The 19855-nt window shown below is 43.0% G+C and carries 10 protein-coding genes; 6 read left to right on the top strand and 4 right to left on the bottom strand.

Going from position 1 to position 19855, the window contains the following annotated elements; genetic code table 11:
- The first annotated feature begins 78 nt into the window (after nucleotides 1–78).
- The 4 genes from GTQ43_RS12310 to GTQ43_RS12295 all read left to right on the top strand — a co-directional run bounded on the left by GTQ43_RS12310 (nucleotide 79) and on the right by GTQ43_RS12295 (nucleotide 9195).
- Nucleotides 79–1059 (top strand): RNA polymerase sigma factor, RpoD/SigA family, encoded by a 981-nt coding sequence (locus GTQ43_RS12310; RefSeq protein ID WP_265272893.1) that lies wholly within the window; start codon nucleotides 79–81, stop codon nucleotides 1057–1059.
- A gap of 158 nt (nucleotides 1060–1217) precedes the next feature.
- The gene (locus GTQ43_RS12305) at nucleotides 1218–2765 is read left to right on the top strand and encodes an efflux RND transporter periplasmic adaptor subunit (RefSeq protein WP_265272892.1); all 1548 of its coding nucleotides are present in this window, start codon (nucleotides 1218–1220) and stop codon (nucleotides 2763–2765) included.
- A complete protein-coding gene (locus GTQ43_RS12300; RefSeq protein ID WP_265272891.1) occupies nucleotides 2762–5884 on the top strand; it encodes an efflux RND transporter permease subunit in 3123 nt (1040 codons plus the stop codon). Before GTQ43_RS12305 ends, GTQ43_RS12300 begins: the two co-directional genes overlap by 4 nt.
- Nucleotides 5885–6081: 197 nt before the next feature.
- Entirely contained in the window at nucleotides 6082–9195 is a 3114-nt protein-coding gene (locus GTQ43_RS12295) for an efflux RND transporter permease subunit (protein WP_265272890.1), read from the top strand.
- Nucleotides 9196–9824: 629 nt separating this feature from the next.
- Here the strand turns inward: GTQ43_RS12295 and GTQ43_RS12290 are convergent.
- The 3 genes from GTQ43_RS12290 to GTQ43_RS12280 form a co-directional block, all read right to left on the bottom strand.
- On the bottom strand, nucleotides 9825–11960 hold the full coding sequence (locus GTQ43_RS12290) for a caspase family protein (RefSeq protein WP_265272889.1): 2136 nt from the start codon (nucleotides 11958–11960) through the stop codon (nucleotides 9825–9827).
- A 171-nt stretch (nucleotides 11961–12131) separates the two neighbouring features.
- A complete protein-coding gene (sat, locus tag GTQ43_RS12285) occupies nucleotides 12132–13310 on the bottom strand; it encodes a sulfate adenylyltransferase (RefSeq protein WP_265272888.1) in 1179 nt (392 codons plus the stop codon).
- A gap of 486 nt (nucleotides 13311–13796) precedes the next feature.
- A complete protein-coding gene (locus tag GTQ43_RS12280; protein WP_265272887.1) occupies nucleotides 13797–16340 on the bottom strand; it encodes a COR domain-containing protein in 2544 nt (847 codons plus the stop codon).
- Nucleotides 16341–16981: 641 nt separating this feature from the next.
- On the opposite strand from GTQ43_RS12280, the gene GTQ43_RS12275 reads away from it, so the two are divergent.
- Complete coding sequence (locus tag GTQ43_RS12275) at nucleotides 16982–17887, top strand: peptidoglycan-binding protein (RefSeq protein WP_265272886.1); 906 nt, start codon at nucleotides 16982–16984, stop codon at nucleotides 17885–17887.
- 235 nt (nucleotides 17888–18122) lie between these two features.
- Here the strand turns inward: GTQ43_RS12275 and GTQ43_RS12270 are convergent, their stop codons facing one another.
- Nucleotides 18123–18605 carry a GNAT family N-acetyltransferase gene (locus GTQ43_RS12270; protein ID WP_265272885.1) on the bottom strand — a complete coding sequence of 161 codons (483 nt, stop codon included), beginning with the start codon at nucleotides 18603–18605 and terminating at the stop codon, nucleotides 18123–18125.
- A gap of 719 nt (nucleotides 18606–19324) precedes the next feature.
- Between GTQ43_RS12270 and GTQ43_RS12265 the strand changes: the two genes are divergently transcribed.
- The gene (locus tag GTQ43_RS12265; RefSeq protein ID WP_265272884.1) at nucleotides 19325–19804 is read left to right on the top strand and encodes a beta-lactamase hydrolase domain-containing protein; all 480 of its coding nucleotides are present in this window, start codon (nucleotides 19325–19327) and stop codon (nucleotides 19802–19804) included.
- Nucleotides 19805–19855 lie beyond the last annotated feature (51 nt).

Genomic DNA, 19855 nt, shown 5'->3' with positions numbered 1-19855 from the left:
AAAGTCCTTACTACAAACCTTTCAAAATTTTTGCAACAAAGCATTAGGTAGACATATATTCTGCATTCCCCATTCAATATGAGTAACTTAAAACTTCTAGAGACTAAAGCTAGCAACATCAGCAAATCATCCTCCCCTCCAACTGATACAGTCCGTAGCTATCTTCAAGAAATTGGCCGGATACCTCTGTTAACCCATGAGCAAGAAGTTTTTTTTGCCCAACAAATTCAGCAGATGATGACAATACTTGCTGAATCAAAAAAACTAGCTGTCGAATTAAAGCGCCCACCGACGCTACCAGAATGGGCTAACTGGATGCAGTTAAGCGAACAAACACTACTTCAGCAGCTAGATGAAGGGAAAAAAGCCAAGCAGAAAATGATCACGTCTAATCTCCGGCTTGTGGTTTCAATTGCCAAGCAATATCAAAGACGTAACTTAGAGTTGATGGACTTAGTTCAAGAAGGTACTTTGGGTTTGGAGAGAGGAGTTGAGAAATTCAATCCGGCTCTAGGATACAAGTTCTCAACCTACGCTTATTGGTGGATTCGTCAAGGAATTACTAGAGCGATCGCCCAGCAAGGACGCGCGATTCGATTACCCATTCACATCAATGAAAAGTTAAACAAAATTAAGCGGGTGCAGCGGGAGTTATGTCAAAAACTGGGTCGCGTTCCCACCAGTACAGAAATTGGTGATGTACTTTCTTTGGAGCCTAGTCAAATTCGAGAATTTATCCTTTTAGCTCGTCAAACTATCTCTTTAGATATTAGAGTTGGAGCAGATAAAGAGGTAGAATTGCAAGACTTGATAGAAGACTGGAGATATTCTTCTAATGGCTATTATACCCAGGAATCTCTCAATCAAGAAATGGAAATCTTATTTTCAAAATTACCTCAGCAACAACAAGAAATATTAAATTTGCACTTTGGTTTGATAGACGGACAAAAACTTTCTCTAGAACAAATTGGTCAGCGTATGGGTATGAGTCGAGAACGAGTCCGGCAGATAGAAAAACAAGCTCTAAATCTTTTACAGCAGCAGTTAAGTAAATATTGAAAAGGAATGCAAAAACCAGAATTCAGAATTAATTAGTATGGAATAACGAACCGCAGAGGCGCAGAGGACACGGAGAAATTAGGGTTTGAGAGATATTTGCGTAAGTCCTATGATACTGAATTCTGTTTTTAATAAACTAAAATCCTCTGGAGGTTCTAATGAACAATGAAATTGTTAATGAGCGTTTGACTGAGAATAGTGTGAAATCGAAGTTACCGCGATCGCCAAAAAAGATTACTTGGGTAATTTTAGGTGTGCTGTTGCTGGGTGGGCTAGTTTTTTTGGGTATCCATGCGGGTGCAGCCAAGACAGAGAAAGGTGGAAAATCTGCCCGTAATAAGCAGCAAGTAACACCTGTAACTGTAGCAATGGTGACACAAAAAACAGTTCCCATACAATTGCAGGCCATCGGCAACGTGCAATCGGGATCTACGGTATCGATTACGCCCGAAGCCACTGGCCGGATTATTGGAGTTTATTTCAAGAAAGGTCAAGATGTGAAAAAGGGACAACTTTTGTTTACCTTGGATGACCGATCGCAAGCTGCTGCAATCCAGCAAGCTGAAGGAATTGTCGCTAAAGACCAAGCCTCGGTACAACAAGCTAGAGATGGATTAACTAGAGATTTGGGTCAAGTAGACCAAGCGAGAGCCACTTTAATCAAAGACCAAGCCTCTGTGCGACAAGCCCAGGCGACTGTGGGTAAGGATCAAGCACAAGTAGATTTTGCCCAGGGACAGAGCGATCGCTATGGTGCATTGTATAAGAAGGGCGCAATCAGTTTGGATACAGCCCAGCAATACGTTGCCAACATCCGCACCGCTCAAGCAACCCTACAAGCAGATCGAGAAGCGATCGCTAATGTTCAGGCTGTTTTGAAAAGCGATCAAGTGGCGCTGGCTAATGCTCAAGCTGTTGTCAAGGGCGATCAAGCTGCGATCGCTAATGCTCAAGCTGTTGTCCGTTCTGACCAGGGAGCATTAGACAATACCAAAGTGCAATTATCTTACGCCAAAATTTATGCGCCTATTAATGGTCGCGCGGGCAATATTCTGGTGACTCAGGGCAATGTGGTGCAAGCTAACAGCACGACTCCTCTTGTGACTCTGACCCAAATTCGCCCGATTCAAGTTGCTTTTTCCGTTCCTGAAACAAATCTGCCCCAGGTACAAAAGTATATGCAGAATGGCAAGCTGAAGGTAGATGTAACCTTTCCCAACGATCAAGCTCATTCAGTACCAGGTACTTTGACGTTTGTCAACAATACGGTAGATAACACTACAGGGACTATTCAACTAATTGGCGACTTTGATAACGCTCAAGGATATTTGTTTCCCGGTCAATTTGTGAATGCAACGCTAACATTGACCGAAGAACCGAATGCCACGGTTGTACCCTCCCAAGCCGTGCAGAATGGCCCGGATGGTCAGTTTGTCTTTGTAGTTAAGCCAGATATGACGGTGGAAAATGTGCCAGTTACAGTTAGCAGCACCATTAATGGACTAGATGTGATTGAGAAAGGGCCGCAACCAGGCGATAAAATTGTCACCGATGGGCAAGCGAATCTTGTCACGGGCAGTAAAATCCGCGTCAAAACAGCCGGCAATAATAACTCAAATGCAGATGGAAATTCCTCGAAGTCAGGAAGAGGGAGCAGAAGGGAGCAGGGGGGAGAACCTTCTAAGTCAGGGGGAGGTGATTCATGAACCTTTCAGAACCATTTATCCGTCGCCCCATCATGACAACTCTGGTGATGACGGCAATTTTGATCTTCGGTTTCATGAGTTATCGCTTGCTGTCAATCAGCGATTTACCCAGCGTAGATTATCCCACAATTCAGGTCAGCGCCTCCCGACCAGGAGCTAGCCCCGAAACGATGGCAGCATCGGTTGCCCGTCCTTTAGAGAAGCAATTTTCTAGCATTGCTGGACTCGATTCGCTCAACTCAACTAGCACTCTGGGACAGACTCAAATTACCCTGCAATTCAACTTGAGCCGCAATATTGATGATGCGGCGCAGGATGTGGAAGCAGCGATATCGGGAGCATCCGGGCAAATTGCGACTGATTTACCCAATCCTCCCACCTACAGCAAAGTTAACCCCGCCGATCAGCCGATTCTTTACCTTTATTTAGACTCTCCCACTCTGCCCCTTTCTCAGGTAGATAATTATGCCGAGACTTATTTGGCGCAAAAGCTATCTACAATTAGTGGGGTAGCACAGGTAGCCGTCTATGGTTCGCAAAAGTATGCGGCTCGAATTCAACTCGATCCCCAGCAATTGGCTACGCGACAAATTGGGTTAGATCAGGTGGCGACGGCGATTCAACAGGGTAACGTCAATTTACCTACCGGCAGTCTTTCGGGAAATCATAAGAATTTTACAGTCCAGACTAATGGGCAACTTGAAGATGCGGCTGCTTATCGCCAGTTGATTGTCTCTTATAAAGATGGAATGCCTATCTATCTCAATCAACTGGGTAGAATTATTGACAGTGTAGAAAATGACAAAGTAGCAAGTTGGTACAACAATACCCGCGCCATTATTCTTACCATTCAAAGACAGCCTGGAACCAATACGGTACAAGTCGTAGACACAATTAAGAATTTGCTGCCGAAGTTACGAGAGCAGATTCCGGCATCTGTGGAAATTGGGGTTCTCTATGATGCATCCCAATCGATTCGAGATTCAGTAGATGATGTTAGATTTACGTTGATTTTGACGATCGCTCTCGTTATCTTAGTAATTTTCATATTTTTACGGAACCTCTCGGCGACGGTGATTCCCAGTTTGGCATTACCTGTTTCGCTGATTGGTACTTTTGCGGTGATGTATTTGCTGCACTACTCACTAGATAACCTATCACTGATGGCGTTGACCCTTTCAGTGGGCTTCGTTGTGGATGATGCGATCGTCATGCTAGAAAATATCGTCCGTCACATGGAAATGGGGGAAAGTCCCCTAGAAGCGGCGTTGAATGGGTCGAGAGAAATTGGTTTTACCATCCTATCGATGACCCTTTCCTTAGTTGCAGTCTTCATTCCCATGTTGTTCATGAGTGAAGTGCTGGGACGATTATTTCATGAATTTGCTGTAACGATCGCAGTTGCAATTCTCGTCTCTGGTTTTGTGTCTTTGAGTCTGACTCCGATGTTGTGCAGCCGTTTTCTGCGTCCTGTAGATCATGCTAATCAAAGTCGGTTATATCAAGCTTCCGAATATGTCTTTGATCGCTTCCTGGGTTTGTACGATTGGAGTCTGAAAAAAGTCTTAAAATATCACCTCACCACGATGATTTTATCCGTCTTTTTATTGGCGGTGACAGTTGGGCTATTGGTGGTAGTTCCCAAAGGCTTTATTCCTAGCGAAGATACCGGACAAATTACAGGTATTACCCAAGCAGCCGAAGATGCATCCTTTGATAATCTTGTCCAGCATCAGCAGACAGTTGCTAACCTGATTCGCCAAAACCCAAATGTCGATGCAGTCAACTCCAATATTGGCGCGGGATCTAGTGCTAGTGGCGGTGGGGCAGCAGTTGCAGCCAATTCCGGCAGTTTGTTCATTCGGTTAAAACCGCGATCGCAGCGCCAGCTTAGTGCTGATGAAATCATTCAAGAGTTGCGAACCCAACTCGCCACTGTTCCAGGCATCCAAGTATTCTTACAAAATCCCCCAGCGATACCGATTGGCGCTCAACAAAGTACGGGACTTTATCAAGTTGCACTTCAGAGTTCGGATGTCAAGCCCTTACAAGAATATGTTCCCCAACTTGTTCTCAAGATGAAGGAGATGACAGAACTCCAGGATGTCAACAGCGATTTACAATTTGCTTCCAAAATTCAAATTGACATTGACCGCGATAAAGCCTCAACTTATGGGATTACCGCCCAAACAATTGAAAATACCCTGAGAAGTGCTTATGGCTCTTACCAAGTGTCAACTATCTATGCAGCTACCAATGAGTATCAGGTAATTTTGGAATTAGCACCCCAGTATCAGCAGGATATCAATGCTCTGCTGACATTGTATATTAACTCCAGCACTGGAGTAGCAGTACCTCTCAAGACATTCGCCAAACTGTCTCAGGGAGTCAGCCCGTTAATGGTCAATCATAACGGTCGGATGAACGCCGCCACCATTTCCTTTAACCTGGCCCCCGGTGTATCCTTGGGAAATGCCAACGAAGAGATTCAAAAACTGATCGATCGGGTGATTCCTGCCAGCATTAGCACCAGCTTTCAGGGTGCAAGCCAGGTATTTCAAAGTTCACTGCCGAGTTTGGGTTTATTGTTAGCGATCGCTATTCTCGTAATTTATCTTATCCTGGGCGTTCTCTACGAAGATTTCATTCACCCAATTACAATTCTTTCCGGTTTGCCCTCAGCAGGATTTGGCGCATTATTAACGCTGATGATATTCCACGTGGAACTGAATGTTTACTCCTTCATCGGCATAATTCTCTTAGTGGGCATCGTCAAGAAAAACGGGATTATGATGGTGGATTTTGCAATTGTTGCCCAGCGAGAAGAAGGGAAAAAACCGTCTGAAGCGATTTATCAAGCCTGTTTGGTGCGCTTCCGCCCAATTATGATGACCACAATGGCAGCATTAATGGGAACCTTGCCTATTGCGATCGGATTTGGGGCTGGTTCCGAATCTCGCCGTCCTTTAGGGATTGCAGTTGTGGGGGGACTGGTATTTTCTCAGATATTGACCCTGTATTTAACACCCGTGTTCTATATATATATGGAATCATGGCGGGAAAAACTCAGTCGAGTTAAGTTTCGGCGGGTATTTTCATTTACAGGGGGGCGATCGTGATATAGCAATCCGAAATGAGTTACGAACCGCAGAGACGCAGAGGGCACAGAGAGGAGAATGAAGAGAGTTTTTTACAAATTATTTAGGACTTCATGTGTTGAAACCAGATATTTAAAGCCGTTTTCTACACAGTTAAGCATTTCTCTCTTCACTCTGCGCCTCTGCGGTTCGTCCCATCCCTACCACATTTCTGACACATGAACCTTTCAGAACCCTTCATCCGTCGTCCAGTCATGACCACCTTGGTGATGATTGGTATCCTCATCTTCGGCCTAATGAGTTATTTCCTCTTACCCATCAGCGCCCTACCAAACGTTGAATATCCTTTTATTTCTGTCTCAGCTAGTCTCCCTGGTGCTACCCCGGAAACAATGGCATCTTCGGTCGCCGCACCTCTAGAAAGACAGTTTACCGAAATTGCCGGACTCAATTCCTTCAATTCCACCAGTTCAACTGGTAGCACCAGCATCTCCCTACAATTTGACTTTAGCCGCAGAGTGGAAGATGCCGCCAAAGATGTCCAGGCAGCCATCTCAGCCGCCGCCGGACAACTACCCGCCGGTATGCCTCACCCGCCTACCTACCGCAAAGTTAACCCGTCTGTCTCACCTGTTATCTACCTCTATATGTATTCTGAGACACAGCAAATCTCGACGGTAGACGAATACGCAGAGGTAACAGTTGGTCAGCCAATCTCGATGATTGATGGTGTTGCTCAGGTACAGGTATTTGGTCAACAGCAATATGCAGTGCGCGTCCAGCTTGACCCGCGAGAGTTGGCATCAAGGGGAATTGGTCTAAATCAGGTTAAAACTGCAATTCAACAGGGAAATGTTGATTTACCAACCGGCAGTCTCTCTGATACTTACAAGAATTATACGATTCAGGCAAACGGTCAACTCACTGATGCTGCCGGCTATCGTCAACTGATTGTAACTTACGCCAATGGTGCGCCCGTGCGACTCCAGGATTTGGGGGATGTGATCGACAGTGAACAAAACGTCAAAGTCTCAAATTTGTATAGCGATCGCAAGGTGACAAACCGCCATTCCGTTGTTCTCGCTGTGCAGCCACAGCCCGGTGCCAACACGGTAAATATTGTTGATGCTATCCAGAAACTTTTACCTACGCTCCGCGAACAAGTTCCCAAATCCATTGAGATGGGGATTATGTACGATCGCTCCCAAACTATCCGAGCCTCTGTTAACGATGTAAAATTTACCTTAGTTCTCTCGATTTGTCTAGTTGTCTTGGTGATTTTCTTATTCTTGCGTGATGTCACGGCGACACTGATTCCCAGTTTGGCGCTACCTGTAGCCATCATTGGCACTTTTGCCGTGATGTATCTATCGGGCTTCTCCCTAGACAACATCTCACTCATGGCGTTGACCCTTTCTGTGGGCTTTGTGGTGGATGATGCGATCGTGGTGTTGGAAAATGTCGTCCGTTATCGAGAAATGGGCGAATCTCCCTTAGATGCAGCATTGAAGGGATCGAGGGAAATCAGCTTCACAATTTTGTCAATGACCCTCTCCTTGGTGGCGGTGTTCATCCCCATCATGTTTATGAGTGGCATCATCGGTAAATTATTTCATGAATTTGCCGTGACGATCGCAGTGGCAATTTTGGTTTCGGGTTTTGTTTCCCTCAGTCTCACCCCCATGTTGTGTAGTCGTTTCTTAAGTTCATCCCATCAACAAAGACCAAATCGGCTCTATCAAGTCTTAGAAGGGGGATTTGATTTACTCCTGCGGGGATATGATTGGACGCTCAAGCCTGTTTTAAAATACCGCTTGATGACACTGATTGGTTCTGGCATTTTGCTGCTAATGACCGTCTATTTGTTCGTCATCGTTCCCAAAGGATTTATCCCCACCGAAGACACGGGACAACTGATGGCGAACACCAAAGCCGCGCAAGATATTTCTTTTGATGATATGCGGCGTCACCAGCAAACGGTTGTTGATATCATTCGTAAAGACCCCAATATTGAAGCAGTTGACTCCATTGTGGGTGCAAGTGGCCCGAACGGTTCAGTCAACGGGGGACGAATTACCATTCGCCTCAAGCCACGCGATCAACGTCAACTCAGTGCTGACGAAATCATTCAAGAGCTAACCCCCAAGTTAAGACGGACAACTGGGATTAAGACATTCCTCCGCTCTCCGCCAGCTATTCCTATCGGTGGTCAACAAACTAATTCTACTTATCAGTTCACGTTGCAGAGCTTGAATTTACAAGATTTGCGCCAATATGTTCCTAAACTTGTAGATAAGGTCAAAACCCTACCAGGACTGCGGGATGTTGACAGCGATTTACAACTTAGCACTCCCCAAATAGAAGTCCAAGTTGACCACAATAAAGCTGCAACCCTGGGAATTACCGCCCAACAAGTTGAACAAACTCTCAGCGCCGCCTATGGTTCCAGCCAGGTTTCCACTATCTATACCCCAAATGACCAATTTTATGTAATCTTAGAAGTGAAACCGGAGTTTCAGCGAGATCCCAGCGCCTTATCGCTATTATATGTGCAATCGAGTACTGGTAAACAAGTACCCCTGAGTGCGATCGCAAATATCACCCAAAATGTCGGCCCCCTCACTGTCGCTCACGTTGCTCAACTCCCTTCTTCGACGATCTCTTTTGACACGCTCCCAGGAACGTCTCTTAGTCAGGCTACAGATGCCATCAAGCAAGCAGCTAGTGAGTTGCTACCTTCAACAATTACCACCAGTTTTCAGGGTTCAGCCCAAACTTTCCAACAGTCCTTCAACGATTTAGGGGCGCTGTTGTTGGTATCTATTGTAGTTATCTATCTGATTCTCGGTATCCTCTATGAGGATTTCATTCACCCAATCACCATTCTTTCCGGTCTACCTTCGGCGGGTTTTGGCGCATTATTAACGCTGTTGATTTTCCAGGTTGATTTAAATCTTTACTCTTTTATTGGCATCATCCTGCTGGTGGGTATCGTCAAGAAAAACGGCATTATGTTGGTAGATTTTGCCATTGAAGCGCAACGAAAGGAAGGTAAAAATTCCTTTGATGCCATCTATGCAGCTTGCTTGACTCGCTTCCGCCCGATTATGATGACGACAATGGCAGCTTTAATTGGGACATTACCCATTGCTCTAGGGACGGGAGTCGGTTCAGAAGCGCGTCGTCCTTTAGGGATTGCGATCGTTGGTGGATTACTGTTTTCTCAGATATTAACTCTCTATCTGACTCCAGTATTTTACATCTACATGGAGGCATTACGGAAAAAGCTTGCCCAAACTAAATTTCAGCGCTTTTCTTTCAAAAGCCAGTAAAGGAATTGCGGCAGATAAGACTTGAGTAACTGGTGCAGTCATATTGATGACATAACTCGGTAATATCTTCGTCAATCAAATGTGCAATTCTTAGATGAATGAAATGAAGCTGATTATAGTGACACACATGGCAGGATTTACCTGCCTTATTTAATATTTGGGAATTAACGTTTTAGGCGTTGCTGAATCGAGGTATGAACTTGAATGTAGAGACATAAAGTTCTACGTCTTTACAAAGATTTTTCACCGCAATCTATTGCCTCTGCGGTTAAATAAATTACTTTTGAACCGCAGAGGCGCAGAGAACACAGAGACAAGAGATAATAAAGGGATTTTTTAAGAAAAATTTTATCCACCTTGAAAGGGCTAGGCTAGAGACTGCAAGCTATCACGTTTTAAGTGGCCTCGGTGAACCAAGAATCCTCGCACCTTTAGGATGAGGAGTGTCAAGTCGCTTCGCTCCAATTAAAAATTAAAAATTATTAATTAAAAATTGAGGGGATTCTCTGAAATTTTTAATTTTGCATTTTTAATTCCCGAAGGGTGGGGGCTTGTACCCAAAATTAATTAAAAATTATTATTATTCTTAATTTTTAACTTTTAACTTTTAATTTTTAATTAAAAAAAGGTCAAACTACTTGAAAACTAAAGCTAAAACTTGCCCAATTATTCACATCCAAGATATATGAGTCGGCTGCTGTACCGTTCATCTCCGTTTTAAGGTGGCTGGCGTTATGCAAGTCTTGTAGCAAAGCTTGTGTAACGTCTATCGGATTCAACAATGGGCCAATCGGTTGTTGTTCGGTTGTGGAATACTTGGTAGTGTTCAAGACGGCGAGAGTTCCCCTGAAGGGGACTGTACTAAAAATCAGTTGTTGTTCGCAAAGGAAAGCTGGCCCTGAAATTACCCATTGAGAAGTGGCATTAGTTTCGGGCAGGGTGAGGGTTTCACCTGGGGCAATGACGACTTCTTGGAGGATAGGCTTGGTGTCCGCAGTTTCTGCTTCCTGGGGGGTTTCCCAAGAGTAGAAGGTAATTGCTGTATGATTATTGTTTAATCCTAGCAAGATTAAATATACTGGGCGATCGCTCTGATTTTCCACTCGATATTGCATTCGACTACCGATAGGTACAATGGGAGGCGCGATTAATCGCGTCTGTAATGATTTTTTAATGGAAGTTTCAGTTTTAAAAGCTCGTACTGTTTCGTGCTGGATAACGGGGCGAGTCGATATGTTACTAATTATTTCTAAGGTTGCCTTCACAGGCAAGCGAGAAGAACCTTGATTTTCTGTAAGTCGCCATAACTTGGCTGCTAGCAAGGTTGATAATTTTGGCGCTAACCTTTGCACTGTTAATTTTACTGCTTCTCCTACTTCCCCTGTAGTGTTAGGAATTAGCTCACCACCAAGAGAAAATAGACCATAACGACTAGGAGTTTCTTGTAGTTTACCAAATACATAATCAGCTGGTTTTTCTCCTGCTACTACGGTGGATACATGGGAAAATCCAGCAAAGGCACTTGTAGCGTCCACCCGCTCAATTCTTTCCAATCCAGTATCAAAAGCTATTGTTAAATTAATATTTCGGGGTAAAACTCGGACTGCTTCTTGGACAAGTTGCCCAACTTGTAGGGGATTTGCACCTTCAATTTTGGCAATTTGCGCTTTTGCTGTTAACCCAGTGCGCGATCGCAATACTAATTGCTCTGTTGTTTTTAAGGTGAATCGAGAATTCACTCCGTAGTATAGCAGTACTTGTGGGGGCAATCCTGCTAACCACAGATTAACTGTTTTACCGTCTTCTTCAATAGCGCTGATTGTGCCTTCTGCACCAATGATATTGTCTGGCTGTAGAGACGTTATATATAACGTCTCTACATCTGAATTTTTCTGACTACTTAATAAGGCTGGTTGTTGTTTACTACCCAATTTTGATAGAGAATTTTCTACGTGGGAAAGGGCGACTTGAATTTTGGTAACTGGGGTGAATTCCCACAAATACTGCGTTAAGGCGTAGGTAAATAACCCAGCACTAAAACCAGAAAATAGTCCTTCCCTTGCAGGTTGCTTTGGTTCTGAGGTAGCTGCTAAAACAATCGGAGCGTTGGATAACTTCTGAGTTTTAAGTTGTTCGAGAAAGTCAATTTCTTCTGTTGCTAGCTTTGCTATCGACTCTTGAAGGGTGCGAGTTTTTAATCCTATGACTGTGCTAGGAGCATTATAGCTAGTATCTAATACTGCTGTGACTCGGTTTGTCGGGAGCGATCGCAATAATAGCAGTAGAGTTTCTTCTAATATATAGTTGACTATTTTATCATCTTGTGGATTTTGACTCACATTTGCTGGTACCAGAGCATTTTGGATTATATCTAGCGATGTTTCTAATTTGACACGACTGCCATAACCACTAAAGTGGAAAACTACCATATCATCAGGTTTAGCTTGTTTGCCCAGATGATCTAAAAAAGCTGCCTCAATGAATTCCCTGCTAGCTTGTTCGTCAGTTAAGGTTAAAATATCTGACCCTTCAAAACCAAAGCGGTTAATCAAAAGTTCTCTTTGCAGTTCCACATCTGTGAGACAACCACTGAGGGCTGAAATTTTCGGGTATTGGTTAATCCCTATTAGCAACGCCAACTTACGCGGACTGGGCTGTGCCAAAGCCTGATAATAGCGACTTCCTAAAGTCAACCACTCAGCTTCAGTTACCCCCAATACCGCGAGTATTGAGCCAATTCTGTGTAAAAACGTGCGCCGTTTCATAATTAGCTATCAGCCCTAAGCCCATTAGCTAGCAGCTTACAGGGCTGAACTCTGTATTGTAAAGTTACAGTCAATACTGTTTGCAAAGTATAGGGAGTGGGGAGATGGGGGACAAGGGGGAATTATTTAACAAGTTTCTTTGCCAATGTCCTATGCCCAATGCCCCATGCCCTAAACAGGTACTTCTATCCGCATTGCTCGCGCCAACTCAGCCGCCACTTCTGGACGAGAAAATTCTGGTGGAGGTAATTCACCACGCCGCAGCATTTCCCGGACTTTTGTTCCCGATAGATGGATGCGTTCTTCTGGCTTGCTAGGACTGGTTTTAGATGTTGCCATCTGCTTAGTACGCATACAGTAGAAAGCGTGTTCAAATTTCATTGGCACAATGCCCAATTCACTTGGCGCAAATTCATCAAAGATATACTGAGCATCGTAAGTTCCGTAATAGTCACCAACGCCAGCATGATCCCGTCCGACGATAAAGTGAGTACAACCGTAGTTTTTGCGGACTAAAGCATGGAATATAGCCTCACGCGGCCCAGCATAGCGCATTGCAGCAGGATTTATTGCCAAAGTTACCCGGTCTAAGGGGTAGTAGTGTTCTAGCAAAATTTCATAGCAGCGCATCCGCACATCGGCGGCAATATCATCTTCTTTTGTCGCCCCGACTAATGGGTGCAAAAATAGACCATCAACGATTTCTAAAGCGCACTTTTGAATATATTCATGGGCGCGGTGGATGGGGTTGCGAGTTTGAAAGCCGACGATAGTTTTCCAACCCTTGTCTTGAAATAGTTGCCGTGAGGCTGCTGGATCTATTTGGTAAGTGGGAAACTGGGGATGAGGTTCGCGCTGCAATAGCCAAATATCACCCGCCAGATGTACATTACCTTGGTTATAGAGTACCTGCACACCTGGATGTTTGACATCATCTGTACGGTAGATTTTTATGGCTTCGCGGATTTTGTCGTAGTTATATTTTTGCGACAGTTGTAAAACCCCAATAAATTCGCCTCTGGAGTTATCCAGACGGATTAAGCCGCCTTCTTGTAACGGGGAAGCTACTTCTTCGCTTACCGATAGTGTAATCGGGATTGACCATACAAGACCGTTAGCTAGTCGCATTTCTGTAACAGTGCGATCGTAGTCTTCCTGGTTCATAAAACCCGTGAGTGGACTAAAAGCACCGATCGCAATCATTTCTACATCCGAAACGGCGCGATCGTCAAGTTGCACTCGCGGCAAAAAGTCAGCTTTTGAGAGAAACTCTGCTCTTTGTTCTGGTGTAGCGATACGGTTAACTAACTGTCCACCGTGGGGGGCTATGGCATCTGGATTGTGACTCAACGTAATCCCCTCTTTGTATTAACTGTTATTGTTTCAGATTATGTACTAACTTATCAAAATGCTGGTACTGAGAAAAAAAGAGTTTAGGGAATGGAGGAAAATTTCGCTCCGCGAACATTCTACTTCCCTCTATTCGCAATGAAATTGTGTAATTAATTCTGTCTGACTACTTATCTAGGACTTACGCAAAAAATAGCCAAAACCCTTATTCTCCGGTAGGGGCAATTCATGAATTGCCCCTAAGAGGTTGAATGAACAAGTATTTGGCTGTGATTTTAGGCACTTAGAGATCCCCCCTAGCCCCCCTTAAAAAGGGGGGAATCGGAATAAAAGTCTCCCTTTTTAAGGGGAGCCAGTGCGGTCTTGGGGGTTTCCCCCATGAGCAACTGGCGTGGATTTAGGGGGATCTGAAATGTTTTGCTACCAATGAGAGGACTTTTCAAACATCCTCTAAGCCCTATAGTTTTGCGTAAGTCCTATTATCTTCTACCGAGCGATCGCTGCTTTAATCTTTTTACAGATATCCACCCAAGCTTTATTCTCTTGTGCTAAGTTCAGGCTGTCTAAGGGTTGATTAGGAGGATGCGCTGACTGATACCTTTCAATTTCTGTTTCGTCATAACTGCTAAAACTCAACGGTATCCAAATAATCGTAAGTCCTTCGACTTCAGCCGCATCCAACAATGGGGGTAACTCATTATCAGCAATAAAGTCTGATGCTAGAAAGTCTGGGCTAACCAATAACACTGCCACTTTTGCTGCTGCTAAAGCATTTTCAATTTCTTCGCGCCATTTAGCACCAGGTTGAATTTTGGTATCGTCCCACACCAGAAGTTTTTGGTTGCGAATCATTGGTTTGAGGTGCTTCTGGAGTTTAGTAAGCCATTCCTCATCTTGATGACTATAGCTAATGAAAACTTGATTTCTGGTTACGGTTTCAGACGTATGTATTTTCATCCCTTTTTTCTGTTGATTGCTATCTTCTAACCGATGTATAAATGATTTATTTCTCTCTTGCTCTAGTTCGTTTTGCAACTGTACAACTTTGGGGTTGATTTCCTCATCTGGTTTAGCAGCTTGGAACATAACATCATCAATTAACCTGCGGACATCTACCATTGCATAGCTGTTTTCACATTCAATTTGGTAACGGCGATCGCTCAAGCGTTTAGTGAGCTTATCCAGAGAATAGGAATGAGGTGTGGGCAGATTTTTACAAGTCTGGCAATTACAAGGAACTAAAGTTTGATATTGCAAACGTTCATAAGAGTTGTGGATTTTTTCGAGTTCATGGGTGATGACTACCATTAATTCTTTTGTACGGTTTCCCGCTACACGGATTTTAATTTCCCGTTGATTGTAGTTTTCAATGATTTCAGCACGAGTTTGGTCTTTGTTGAGAACAACACCATTTTTCCAAACGAGTTGTTGCTGTTCAATCCAAGGGTGCGTCTCGACAATAAAACTGGTGAGGATGCCTTTGGGCATGAATGTATAGGTGTAGCGCAGGATTAGGTTGTTGCGATCGTCCCAGGTATAATCAGCTTTTTCAATAGAAAGCAATTGCGGCGCAATATAAACGTCACGGCGATCGCGGATTTCGTAGCAAAGCTTGAACCGCATCATTAATTGCAGAAGTTCATCGCGCATATCTGCATATTCGCCGTCTTGCCAAATATCTTTAAGGTTTTCTTTGGTAAAACAACCTAGCTTTTGCCTGACAGTTTGACTTTCCAAAACTTTGTAAACGGCAGTTGTCCCCCATTCCGGTTTGAGAATGACGTAGTGTTTGAGTGTAGAATCGTCTTGAAAGTGGAGGCAAACGCCGAGGTCATGTAAATAGCTACTCAAGCGCAGCATGTCTTTACGGTCAGTTAAATTATTGACTCGGCAAAGGGTAAAGTATTCTTCAACGCTGATGTAATTTCGGGAATAGTTCTCTAGAGCGGCTCTGACTCTTACCCAGAGTTTTGGTAGAGGTGTACCAACATGGTCAAGATTACTGATGTAGAACTTAATAGCCTTTTTAATTTCCGCTAAACCGCGATTATCAGCTAAATTGGTTGGCAAAATTTCCTTAAGATTGTCAAATTCTCCCCTTAACTCCCCCCCATTGACTTCGCACTGACGGTCTTGTTTTTCGTTTTTAATGATAAAAACTGGACTTTTGTCGCTCAAGAGTTCGACAATCTTCAGCCACCAGTAAAAATCGGTGTTTTCTTTGCGGGTATCGGCAACTAAAGCATAGAGCGATCGCTTGCTGAGGAAAAACTGATGGGTTTGATGGTAGATTTCCTGACCGCCAAAATCCCAGATGTTGACGCGAAAATCTTTGCCATTGGGCAGTGTAAAGTCCCAGAGGATCACGTCAATGCCTTCGGTTGATTTCTCATCTGGCTGGAGTTTATAGTTTTCGTTTTTGATTTTCTTGGCTAAAGAGGTTTTACCAGTTCCTCCTTCGCCAACAATCAAGAATTTTGCTTCGTAGAAGGGTTCTGTTTCGGCTGGATCTTGCACCCGAAAATAGAAATCGAGAATTTCATTCACATCACCCGGATCTTGGTAGTCAGCCTTCGACCCCAAAATCTCTGGTGGAATGGGGACTGGATTTCTACGAAGATCCAGCTTTTTCAGGTTTGACAGTTTCCTAATTTCTGGTGGCAGACTGCTCAGTTGATTACTGCTCAGATCGAGGGATCGCAGGTTGGTGAGTTGGCCAATTTCCGGTGGCAGACTGCTCAGTTGATCACTGTAGAGGTAGAGGGATCGCAGGTTGGTAAGTTGGACAATTTCTGGTGGCAGACTGCTCAGTTGATTAATGCCCAGGTCGAGGGATTGCAGGTTGGTGAGTTGGACAAATTCTGGTGGCAGACTGCTCAATTGATTACCCCAAAGGTGGAAGGATTGCAGGTTGGTAAGTTGGCCAATTTCCGGTGGCAGAGTTGTTAAGCCTTTGCGAGAAAGGTCTAATCTTGTCACCTTATCTCTGACAGCTTGTTCAATAATTTCCAGCAGTTCTTCGTTAGTCATTTGGGGTTTTACAGAGGCAATGCCTGACGACGATTTGCTGCTTGGACGCGCAGCAGAGAAATTGAGCTAATTAATAATGTAGCCTGTATCAAGGATTGCATTGAGGCAATATGCGTTAGCGTAGGTCGTCGTAGACATCATCGAAGACTCCTGCGCCCCTACGAAATCGTTCACTCACCACAGATTTTTCACTCTCTATTTACCAAGATGTTCCATTAGTTGCCAGAGAATATTTTTCACATCTTCCAGTACAACTTTAGAGGTTATTTTAAAGTGTTTTGCTGTGATTTTAGGTACTTATTGATCCCCCCTAACCCCCTTTTTAAGGGGGGAACCGGAGTCAAAGTCCTCCTTTTTAAGGAGGATTTAGGAGGATCTAAAACTTTTGACACCGACAATATGACTTTTAAAACATCCTTAATATTTATGTATATCTTCTAAAAATTACGGAAGAAATTTCATATATATTCCCAATAAATAGTTTTTTGTTGAGTATCATTTCTGTGAATTTTTGCGTACCCAATCATAAATTAATAGTAAAAATTGTGACGTTCTGCTTCAGGCTGGAGTATTGTTTCAGACAACATCAATTTTAAAAATGATGTTTATACCTAGAAGCAAGTAATCAAAGCAGGTGCATAATGAAACTACAAGATTTTTTGGGAAAAGATGAGAAATGGGGATTTGAGGCGATCGCTAAAGACCCAGAATTAACTCGTCAGATTCAAATACTGTTAATCGGCTTGGGTTTGCTCGATCCTCCGGCTGATGAGAAACTTGGGCCAGTTTCTGCCGCAGCCCTCAAAGAATTTCAAGAATTAGCTAAGGCTGGAGAAACTGAATTTTTAGGAGCAGTCACAGCCAAAAAACTGATTGAAACTAAACCAGACGATCTTCCTAAACCTCCCTTAAAACTTAGTAATGACATTGCCAGTAGAATTGTGAAATACTTGCTATCTAAAAATTATCAAGTATTCACTGCACCGAAAGAATACAATATTGTTTATATAGAAGGTATAAATGAAGACTGGACTCTCAACAGTGATACACCCAATGAATTTAACGATCGCCGCATCGTTATTGAAGTAGTAGATGGTGTTCCCAAAATTGTAGATCACTGGCAAGCAACTACAGAACCAGGTAGCCATTATACTTATAACCCTATGAATTCTGGAGGCGCAGCTAGAATTAAGTTTGGGCAATATAAAGCTTGGGCTGTTGGTATGCACGGCAATGCAGAACGTCACGAAGCATTAGTGCAAGTTGCGCCCATCACTGTTTACCGAGATTTCGACAAAAATTTTCAACGCACTGGTGACAAACTTGATACAGGTCTTTTCTTAGTAAATCAACACTGGGGTTATGATGCTCCCGTAAATGATATTAAAAATGCCAGTGCAGGTTGTTTAGTCGGACGCAGACGTGAAGGACATAAAGAGTTTATGGCGATAATTAAACAAGACCGTCGCTATATTGCTAATAAGGACTATGTTTTTTACACTACAGTCATTCCTGGCGATGATTTTGTGAAAACGTTTCCAGCATGAGGTAATAAGTAGGTGGGTGAGAAAATTTACAACTATGTCATTGCGAACGCAACGAAGTGGAGTTAAGTAATAGCAAGGTTTTCACCGCTTTTACTTTTCGTTACATAGTTAGGTTTATTTGTGCTTACCTACTTAAACATCTGGTGAAAAAATGTAGAGACGCGATATATCGCGTCTCTACAAGGGTTCTGCATAACGCATATTTAATTTCACCACATGTCTAGGGTTTTTGGCGCTACAATGTTTTACTCATTTTAGTCACTGGAACAACTACCCCACCTCTTAAATAATGAGGTGCTTTTTGGATGGCAGTAAATCCCAGTCGTAAATAAAACCCCTCGGCATAAAGGCTTGCAGTTGTAATTACCTTATCTATACCTTGCCGAGTTGCTTCATCACAAAAATGCTGAACTAAAGCACGCCCAATCCCTTTACCTTGATATTTAGGATGAACATACAACGCAATTAGTTCATCAACAATAAAACTAGCAAAACCCATAATAATATCTCCCTCGATCGCAATCCACAAAGTTTCTACTTTCATCCTCTTTAATATCTTTGAAGCATCAGGTTTATCTTGGTAATTACGCCAAGCTAAAAGTTCTTTTTGAGTATAAAGAGTTGTAGGTAAAGCTTTGATAGCCGCAATATGAATTGCACTTAGCACCAAGGCATCTGTTTCCTGGGCAGGTCTAAGAGATATTTCGTTAGTACTCATAGGTTCAGGACTGGGATTCAGGTTATATACCTATATAGCGTTTCCTAATCATACAAGGTACATCATAGTCCCCTCATCGCTTGCGGGGAGTGGGTTGGGGGTGGGGTTCTTGTACCTCACAAGGGCTGAGAACCGCTATATAAGAAATTTTAGTTGCTAGGCTACGCCTAGGCTGTTGACTTTGATTGAATTTAGGGTTTTTTGATTCATGTTATTTTTGTGTCATTGCGAGCAAAGCGAAGCAATTCCAGGCGATTGCAACGCTTTGCTCGCAATGACATATATTTTGCATGACTTTTTAACTCCTAAAAAGGTATAGAGTCAACAGCCTAGGCGTAGCCCATTGTAGACATCACAACATATCAACAGCAATCCTTAATCATTCGTCAGACAAGCGATATTCTCGTAGTCGTGAGATGAGTTAACTGCTTTACCTATTGCATTTGAGTCAAATAATACAACTTCCTAAATATAAGTTACCGTAAACTTATCGACAAAATGTATAATAAGTTCTAATTTACGGCAAGTCTATCGGTAAGCCGTATATTATGGATAAAGCAATAAAATAACCAACTTCAAAAGACAAATTTTGAAGTAATCAAGCAATATCGTTTGATATTTAGCTAATTTTGCTGTGTTTACTTGAGTATCTTTTCAAAGCTTGCTTATCACAATAAAAACCCAAGCTGTCAGCCATTAAAAAGTGAAAAGGAGTGAATGTGATCAACGCCATACAGATTAACGAAAATTTGACAACCACAGGACAAGTCATCCCAAAACAGCTTGAGCAAGCTATCCAAGAAGGTTATAAGTCAGTTCTGAATTTGCGATCGCCTGATGAACTAGGATTTTCTAAGGATGAGCAAAAAGTAGCAGAAGCATTGGGGCTGCATTATAAGAATGTTCCTCTGAAGGTAGATTTGAAAAATTTGAACGAAGAAGTGATTACCAAAATCCTCACGACACTAGAAGAAATTCCGAAACCAGCAGTTGTGCATTGTGCAGCCGGGATGCGATCGACTGGAATTGCGCTTTTAAGTATCGCTATCCAGGAAGGATTAACACCAGAGGAAACCTTAGCAAGAGCTAAAAATCTTGGTTTTGGATTCTTTGAACACGCTGGTGTTAGTCCTCGACTTAAACAATTATTTGTGGACTACGTTAACAAACACGCCAAAATAGCTGTACCTACTTGCTGAAATAGATGTATAGTTTAGTATTACTAACTATTAGAAGTTCTGAAAGCTGAA

The organism is Nostoc sp. KVJ3 (assembly GCF_026127265.1).
In the GTDB taxonomy this organism is placed as follows: domain Bacteria; phylum Cyanobacteriota; class Cyanobacteriia; order Cyanobacteriales; family Nostocaceae; genus Nostoc.
The sequence above is the reverse complement of the archived record's forward strand: the minus strand, read 5'-3'. Positions and strand labels throughout refer to the sequence as shown.

Excerpts from the sequence above, each read along its gene's own strand:
- GTQ43_RS12310 (WP_265272893.1), top strand. The coding sequence starts at position 79 with ATGAGTAACTTAAAACTTCTAGAGACTAAAGCTAGCAACATCAGCAAA.
- GTQ43_RS12305 (WP_265272892.1), top strand. The coding sequence starts at position 1,218 with ATGAACAATGAAATTGTTAATGAGCGTTTGACTGAGAATAGTGTGAAA.
- GTQ43_RS12300 (WP_265272891.1), top strand. The coding sequence starts at position 2,762 with ATGAACCTTTCAGAACCATTTATCCGTCGCCCCATCATGACAACTCTG.
- GTQ43_RS12295 (WP_265272890.1), top strand. The coding sequence starts at position 6,082 with ATGAACCTTTCAGAACCCTTCATCCGTCGTCCAGTCATGACCACCTTG.
- GTQ43_RS12290 (WP_265272889.1), bottom strand. The coding sequence starts at position 11,960 with ATGAAACGGCGCACGTTTTTACACAGAATTGGCTCAATACTCGCGGTA.
- GTQ43_RS12280 (WP_265272887.1), bottom strand. The coding sequence starts at position 16,340 with ATGACTAACGAAGAACTGCTGGAAATTATTGAACAAGCTGTCAGAGAT.
- GTQ43_RS12275 (WP_265272886.1), top strand. The coding sequence starts at position 16,982 with ATGAAACTACAAGATTTTTTGGGAAAAGATGAGAAATGGGGATTTGAG.
- GTQ43_RS12270 (WP_265272885.1), bottom strand. The coding sequence starts at position 18,605 with ATGAGTACTAACGAAATATCTCTTAGACCTGCCCAGGAAACAGATGCC.